Source organism: Arthrobacter sp. 05L45_2 (assembly GCF_056397525.1).
On the sequence record NZ_JBFTNO010000168.1, the window covers coordinates 1 to 7,020 of the forward strand.

At 69.9% G+C, this 7,020-nt stretch carries 6 protein-coding genes; 4 read left to right on the forward strand and 2 right to left on the reverse strand.

Annotated elements, in window-relative coordinates; translation table 11 throughout:
* Window positions 1-464, reverse strand: a 464-nt coding sequence (locus AC1DHD_RS12455; RefSeq protein WP_476880016.1) for an outer membrane protein assembly factor BamB family protein, incomplete at its 3' end; no start/stop codon positions are given.
* 820 nt (window positions 465-1,284) lie between these two features.
* On the opposite strand from AC1DHD_RS12455, the gene AC1DHD_RS12460 reads away from it, so the two are divergent.
* From AC1DHD_RS12460 to AC1DHD_RS12475, 4 genes are all read left to right on the forward strand, one after another.
* Entirely contained in the window at window positions 1,285-1,896 is a 612-nt protein-coding gene (locus AC1DHD_RS12460) for a family 16 glycosylhydrolase (protein WP_476880017.1), read from the forward strand.
* Between the two features lie 392 nt (window positions 1,897-2,288).
* A complete protein-coding gene (locus tag AC1DHD_RS12465; RefSeq protein WP_476880018.1) occupies window positions 2,289-3,521 on the forward strand; it encodes a hypothetical protein in 1,233 nt (410 codons plus the stop codon).
* Between the two features lie 118 nt (window positions 3,522-3,639).
* On the forward strand, window positions 3,640-4,683 hold the full coding sequence (locus AC1DHD_RS12470) for a Gfo/Idh/MocA family protein (protein WP_476880019.1): 1,044 nt from the start codon (window positions 3,640-3,642) through the stop codon (window positions 4,681-4,683).
* A gap of 43 nt (window positions 4,684-4,726) precedes the next feature.
* Window positions 4,727-6,199, forward strand: a complete 1,473-nt coding sequence (locus AC1DHD_RS12475) for an AAA family ATPase (protein WP_476880020.1) — start codon at window positions 4,727-4,729, stop codon at window positions 6,197-6,199.
* Here AC1DHD_RS12475 and AC1DHD_RS12480 read toward each other — a convergent pair.
* The gene (locus AC1DHD_RS12480) at window positions 6,177-6,863 is read right to left on the reverse strand and encodes a dienelactone hydrolase family protein (RefSeq protein ID WP_476880021.1); all 687 of its coding nucleotides are present in this window, start codon (window positions 6,861-6,863) and stop codon (window positions 6,177-6,179) included. The two genes, AC1DHD_RS12475 and AC1DHD_RS12480, sit on opposite strands and share 23 nt — an antisense overlap.
* Window positions 6,864-7,020 lie beyond the last annotated feature (157 nt).

Sequence of the window (7,020 nt, forward strand, 5' to 3'; positions counted from 1 at the left end):
GTCCGGTCCAGGGAGTGCATGTACCAGTGCGGGAGCTGCGGGGTGGCGCCGTCGTTCGTCTTGGCCAGCATAAAAACACTGTTGGTCGCGGCGTCGTAGACAGGGGTCGAGGTGACACCTACGTTGGGGGCGAGGTCGCCGCAGCTGACGGTTGCGGACGGCCACGCCGGCCCGAGGTTCCGCTGCCACCTCAGCGCTCCGGTGCTGCTGTCCAGGCCGTAGGCGTYGTTGTTCTCGGTCGCGGCGATCACGGTGCCGCCCACCACCAGGGGTTGGGCGTAGACCTGGCCGTCCACCGTTGCGGAGAACAGTTTGCCGAAGTTCGAGGACGCGACCGACGTCGGCGACAGGATGGTCTCGTTGCTGTCCCACCCGGTCCGCAGCAGGTCGTGGGMGATGGTGCCGACGTCGGCGGCAGCACCGGCACCGACGCTCAGCCCGGCGAGCGTCAGTGAGGCTGCCAACAGCCCGGCCCAGGCGCCCTGCGAGCGCGGTTTAGCGCCTCGGCGCCGCCGGCCGGCATGCCGGCGGATTTGATCGACAGTTACCCCAGATTCTGTTGCTGCACGCATGGTTGAGACCCGATTTCTGACCACTGCATTTGACTTTCATGACCCAGTACTCAGGAGCCTAAAAGCGCGGAAAGACGGGGTCGCGAGTGGGCTCCACCCGTCTTCTGCGGGGCATTTCGCGCTTTTCGTGCCGCACTACTTGGTCCCTCCGCGGGACCACTTGCACGGCGACCCGCAGCCCCCATTTCGCGCGCTCTTTTCCGGCTTGCGGGCAGGGTGCGGCATTGCAGGCGCAGGTCACGATCAGGTAACGTTGACGGCTGGTCCGCGAGGTCCGTGCGGAGAAGCGTTTGCCACGTCAACAGCCCGGAGGGGTAGCTTGCTCAAGAAAATCGCCATTACCGCTGCGCTCGGCGCCCTGTCCCTGGCCGGATGCAGCGCTGCCCCCACCACCGGCGCGGCGTCCCCCTCGTCCCCTGAAAGATCGGGCACGCCGGCGTCGACCTCCCCCGCCGATACCGGCGCATCGACGCCATCGTCTCGCGGCCCGGGGCACTCCCCCGCCGCTTCCGCCACCGACAGCACTTCCCCGGGCACAGCCACCAACGGGCCAGTTGCCGCGGCACCGACCACGTCAGACGCACCGTCCGTCCCAGGCTCCCCGGCTGTAACCTCCGTGCCGGCGGGGACAGCACCTCCCGCGGTACCCGCTCCCGCAGCACCGGCGGCCGGAGACGGCGTGGAGGCGGCCACTGCTCACCGGTGGGGGCCGGTGATTGCCGGAGACGAATTCGGCTATGCCGGAGCGCCTGACGCCACGAAGTGGAACGTTGCCACCGGCCCGGGCCACGCCGGGCTGGGAAACCGGCGGCCCGAAGCCTGGACGGTTGCCGACGGGGTCGCCACCGTCCGCGGCGACGCCACCGGGGCGACCGGCGCCATGGCGGCGCGGTTCGGTGCGCAGAAGTACGGCCGCTGGGAAACACGGATGAAGACCACCACCCGCGATGCCCACTACCGGCCCCTGGTCCTGCTCTGGCCCAGCAACAACACCTCACCGAATTGCGCAGAGGTGGACTACGCCACGGGCACTGCCAAAGGGACCGGCGTGGATTTCCTGCTGCACTACGCATGCGGCGGCGCCACGGGACCGTCCGCGGCGGCGGCGCCCGTCGACACAACACAGTGGCACAACTACGCCGTGGAGTGGACCGCTTCCGGCATCACGGGCTACGTCGACGGCGTCAGCACTTTCAACGATCCGGACCCCGGCCATCAGCCCGCGGTGGACATGCGCCAGATGATGCAGCTCGACTGGTTCCCCGACGCCGGAACCAGCGGCCCGTCCCAGATGAACATTGACTGGGTGCGCGTCTACAACTAGGGCGACCGCAACTAGAGCGACTGCTACTAGGACGACAGCCCCGTCCCGGACGGGCCCAAATCCTCTGGCACCGGCGGCAACCGGGGCCCACCATGGATGGAGCACAACGTCCGACGGCAGGGAGCCCAGCCGTGTGTCCAGGCGCTGCACCCATGCGAAGTACCCGCGTCCCGCTGCGGCGGGGCAGGTTATCGTCCTGCCGGTTTGCTGTTGCCGCCGCCCTCGCCGCCGTCGCCCTCGCCGGCTGCACTTCCTCCCCGCCGGCCGCGCCGCCACCGGCGACTGCGGCCCCCCACACTGCAACCCCGGCCACAGCCGCGCCGTCCACACCCGCTACCACCACGGGGCCGCCAGCTTCCGCAGCAGAGAAGGTACTTTCCGACCAGGAACTGATGGCCCTGATGGACGCGGCCATCAACACCGCGCACAACGGGACTGCCCGGGTCGCGGACAGCAACGATCTCCGCTCCCGGCTCCAGAATCAGCCGCAGCCGGGGCCCGGCCCCGCCGTCGATCCCGCCGAGTGCGGCGTGTTTCGGCCGCACAGCGCCCCAACCAGCAGCGCCGACCTTGGGATGCATTTTGCGGCCGGAGTGCTGACGCTAACCGGAGAATGGTCCAGGGAGGCCCTCGCCTTTGTCCTGGTCCGCAGCGCTCCCCGCAGTGACGTACAGGCCGCTGATTTTTCCTACACGGATGAGCAGGCGCGCAGGTGCGCCCGGTTCCGGCGGACCGCCGGCAGCGGACCGGCCTCCACGGTCCGGCTGCTCCCCCTGGCAGCGGTGGGCGAGAAGGCTTACGCCACCGTCACCGTTCCCGCGGCCGCTGCAGGAACTCCCCCGCCGCCGGCCACACTTGCCCTTCAGGTCTTCAAAGGCTCCCTGACGATCGGGCTGAGCCGGCAGGCACCCGGTGCCAGTTCCGACGTCGAACTCAGGGCCGCGCTGGAACCGCTGCTCCGGATCGGAAAGCGCATGGTTGGCCAGCCGGCGGAGTCCCCGTCTCCCACAGCCCCTCCGGCCGTACCCGCTCCAGCGCCGGCCCCTCTGCCGCAGGAGACGCCGCAGCACCTGGCCCGGCTCCTGCAGCACATCACCGGCCCGCACGGTGACGAAGCCCGGGTCCTCGCCGGCCGGTACGCGCCGGCCGGCCCTGAGCCCGGACCACCGTCGCCTCCGTGCACCTACGACGACGTGAAGTACCTCGGGACGCTCCATGGCGCACCCCTGGTGGTCGCGGAGATTCCGGCGGCACTGCCGACGTCGGAGCACATCAGCCTCCGGCTTGTGCGGTTTGCCCGGGGCCCATCGGCCGCGATGCCCTTCGACCGCCGGGCCGCCGGGCTCGCCGGCTGTAAGGCCATCGAGCAGAAGGTGCCGGGAGTGCCCTCCCGTACCTGGACGGCCGTCCGCCGCCTCGCGGTCGATACCAGCGGCGAAACGGGTTATGCCCTCTCCTACGGGGTCTCCGGCGGATCCCCAGTCCGGCACATCCTGGTGGCCGCCCGGAAGGGCACTCTCTCCGTGGAAGCGGAAACCGAGGCCCGCTCCGAGGCCACGGCCCTGCAGGCAGCACGCGGGCTGGCCGCCACCATCAACAAAGTCATGGCCAGGGTGGGCACCTAGCAGGCGACAACACCGGGCGGGCCTGCGCCGACCTGGGCTAGCATGCAGACACGGTTCCGTTGCGTATTCCGCTCAGCACCCAACCGCCGTAATGACCACGTCCGAGGAGATCCGAGCCATGCCAGAAACCGCCATCCATGCTCCCGCCGACCGGTCCGGGGGCCCGGGAGGCTCCGGAAGCGGCCTCCGCTGGGGAATCCTCGGCACCGGGCTGATTGCCGGGCTGCAGGCGTCCGACCTCGTGGACCACGGTTTCACAGTTCAGGCCGCAGGGTCCCGCAACRCCGCAACGGCCCAGGAATTCACCGCCAAGTTTCAACTGCCGACGGCGCACGGCAGCTACGAGGCCCTGGTCAACGACCCCGACGTGGACGTGGTGTACATCGCCTCGCCGCACCCGTTCCACCACGAGCACGCGCTGCTGGCCCTCAACGCCGGCAAACACGTGCTGGTCGAGAAGCCCTTCGCAATGAACGCCGGCCAGGCGCAGGAGATCGTGGACCTCGCTGCGGCACGGGGCCTGGTCGCGTTGGAAGCCATGTGGACCCGCTACCTGCCCCACATGGTGCGGATCCGGGAGCTGATCACCACGGGTGCCCTCGGCGAGGTCCGCACGGTCATCGCGGACCACAACCAGAACCTCCCCAAGGACCCCGGCCACCGGCTGAACGATCCCGCGCTGGGCGGCGGCGCCCTGCTGGACCTCGGCATCTATCCCGTGTCGTTCGCGTTCGACGTGTTTGGCGCACCGGCCACCATCCAGGCGGCCGCCAGCATGACCACCACCGGCGTCGACCGCCAGACCGCCATGATCTTCGAGTACCCGGACGGCCAGCAAGCGGTGCTGCATTGCGCGCTGGACACCGCCGGCCCCAACCGGGCGGCCGTCATCGGAACTGCCGGCAGCATTGAGGTGGACCCCGTCTGRTACACGCCCACCGGGTTTACCCGGTACGACGACGGCGGGAACGTCGTCGAACGCTTCGACGAGCCGGTGTCCGGCCGGGGCATGCAATACCAGGCGTGGGAGCTGGAACGGCTGGTCGCCGCCGGTGCGACCGCCAACGAGATCCTCCCGCCAAGCGAAAGTGTCGCGGTGATGGCGGCCCTAGACGCAGTGCGCGGCAGGATCGGCCTGACGTACGCCAGCGACCTCCGGTAAGGGCTCCGCTCCGCGGCCGCAGGCGCACTGGTAGGGTCTGCCCATGGATGAAAAACTGGGGAAGTTCATCGACGATTTCGCGCTGCTTGTTCAGCTGGCACAGTCCGGGCAGCGCCGGGAACCAGCGGGCGAACAGCTCCTGCCAACGCTAACCGCGCATTTGGACAGCCCGGCGGGTTCACTACCCGTGGTGGTCGAGGAGATTCCGCCGCACCGCTTCGTGGACGCCGACATTCAGCTGGCGGAACTCGCCGGCGCGGACCCACAGTTCCGGCTGGCCGGCATCGGCGGCGGGGACCAACGCCACCACCACTCCCTCAGCGACATGCTGCAACAGGCACAGCAGTACCCCAACTTTCCGCTGGCCCAGCCGGACTACACCAACCTCGCGGTGGGTCCGGACGAGCAGCGGCAGGCTGTGGCGCTGGGCCTATGGCTCTTCCGCTACGAGGGCCGACCGCTCGCAGTGCTGCAACGCGACGCGAACCCCCGGTACGGCCGGCAGTCGGCATCCCTGGAGGTGCTGGCCGGATCCAGTGACCTGGCCGCGGCATTCCTGGCGGAGTTCCGCCGTCGGATGCAGAATCACAGCGTCCTCAAGGGCCAGGTCATCTCACTGGTCATGGGCGAATACGGGCCCAGCGCAGCGGGCGTGACCTTCCATGCCCGGCCGGAGCTGTCCGCGTCCGAGGTGGTCCTTCCTGAGGGCCTGCTGCAGCGGGTCTCGGACCATGCCCTGGCCATTGCCGAGCACAGGAGCACCCTCGCCCGGTACGGCCAGCACCTCAAGCGCGGCGTCCTGCTGTACGGTCGACCGGGCACGGGCAAGACCCACACGGTGCGGTATCTGCTGAGCCGAAGCGCGGACACCACTGCCATCCTCCTGGCGGGCGGATCGCTCGCCCGGATCTCGGAGGCAGCCGCCATGGCGCGGGCGCTTCAGCCGTCMATYGTCGTTCTGGAGGACTGTGAYCTSATYGCCGAGGACCGCAGCTTCGGGCACGGRCCSCAGCCGCTGYTGTTYGAGGTSCTKGAYGCCATGGACGGWYTGGCCAGCGACGCCGATGTTGCCTTTGTGCTCACCACTAACAGGGTGGACATGCTTGAACGGGCCCTGGCCCAGCGCCCGGGGCGGGTGGACCTTGCCGTGGAGATACCACTGCCGGCATTGCCGGAGCGGGTCGCACTGCTCAAGCTGTATGCCCGGGACATTCCGTTCAGCGACGCCGCCCTGGACGAGGCGGCCGCCCGGACCGGGGACACAACGGCTTCTTTTGCCCGGGAACTGATCCGCCGTGCCGTCGTCGCGGCCGCGATGGACGGCACCGCGGTGGCGGACGGCCACCTGCTGACGGCCGTGGAGCACCTGATGGCCGACGGCGAGGCACTCACCCGCAGTCTGCTCGGCACCGGGGGCGGAACCGGTGCCGGGCCCTCTGCCCCGCCGCCGGGTGCCGGGCCCTTTACTCCGCCGCCGGGCGCCGGGGGCGGGTTCAGCGCCCCGTTCCCGGGCTGAGCAGGTGCTCGTGGAAGAACGCAAGGATCCGCCGACGCGCGTCCTCCGCCGACGGCTCGTGATACGCGGCCGCCACGAGCTTCGCCAGCACACGGTCCCCCACCGACAGGTCCGCCGGGCCGTGCCGGTTGATGAAGCCGTGGCCTGCGCCGGGGTAGACCTTGATGTCGTGGGCGATCCCGGCCTCTGCCAGGACCGGTTCCAGCCGGTCCGGCACACCCCGCACCCCCGGCCAGCGGTCCCTGGCCCCGTAGCTGGCAACGATCGGGCAGGCGCGCGGTAACGCCGCCGCCGTCGCCTCATCCAGTCCGCCGTAGTTGACACTGGCAGCGGCGAAGTCATGGTCCGGCGCCAGCATAAGGGCGAAACCGCCGCCCATGCAGAAACCCATCACTCCCACCCGGCCGGTGCAATCCGGGCGTCGTGCCAGCCAGGCGCGGGTGAGGTCAAGCTCGCCGAGGGGACGCCAGCCGCGGATCAGCGCCCACAGGCACAGCGCCCGGCGTGCCCAGTGAAACAGGTCCGGCGCCACCGCAAGGAATCCTTCTGCCGCGAGCCAATCCGCCTGCGCGCGGGTATCCGTGCTGAGCCCGAGTGCGTCGTGGATGACCACGACGCCGGGCCACGGTCCCGGCCCAGCGGGCACGGCAAGGTAGGCCGGCATGCGGCCGCGTCTGGTTCCAATGAACACCTCGGACATGGCCGCCTCCGGAGCCTCGGGCCGAAACTGGTACCCGCTGGTCTACCAGCGATTCGCATTCTCCGGGAAGAGTCAAGGTGCCAGCCCAGGGCACAGAAAAGTCCGGCCGGGAACCCCGGCC

Excerpts from the sequence above, each read along its gene's own strand:
- AC1DHD_RS12465 (WP_476880018.1), top strand. The coding sequence starts at position 2,289 with ATGGCCCTGATGGACGCGGCCATCAACACCGCGCACAACGGGACTGCC.
- AC1DHD_RS12480 (WP_476880021.1), bottom strand. The coding sequence starts at position 6,863 with ATGCCGGCCTACCTTGCCGTGCCCGCTGGGCCGGGACCGTGGCCCGGC.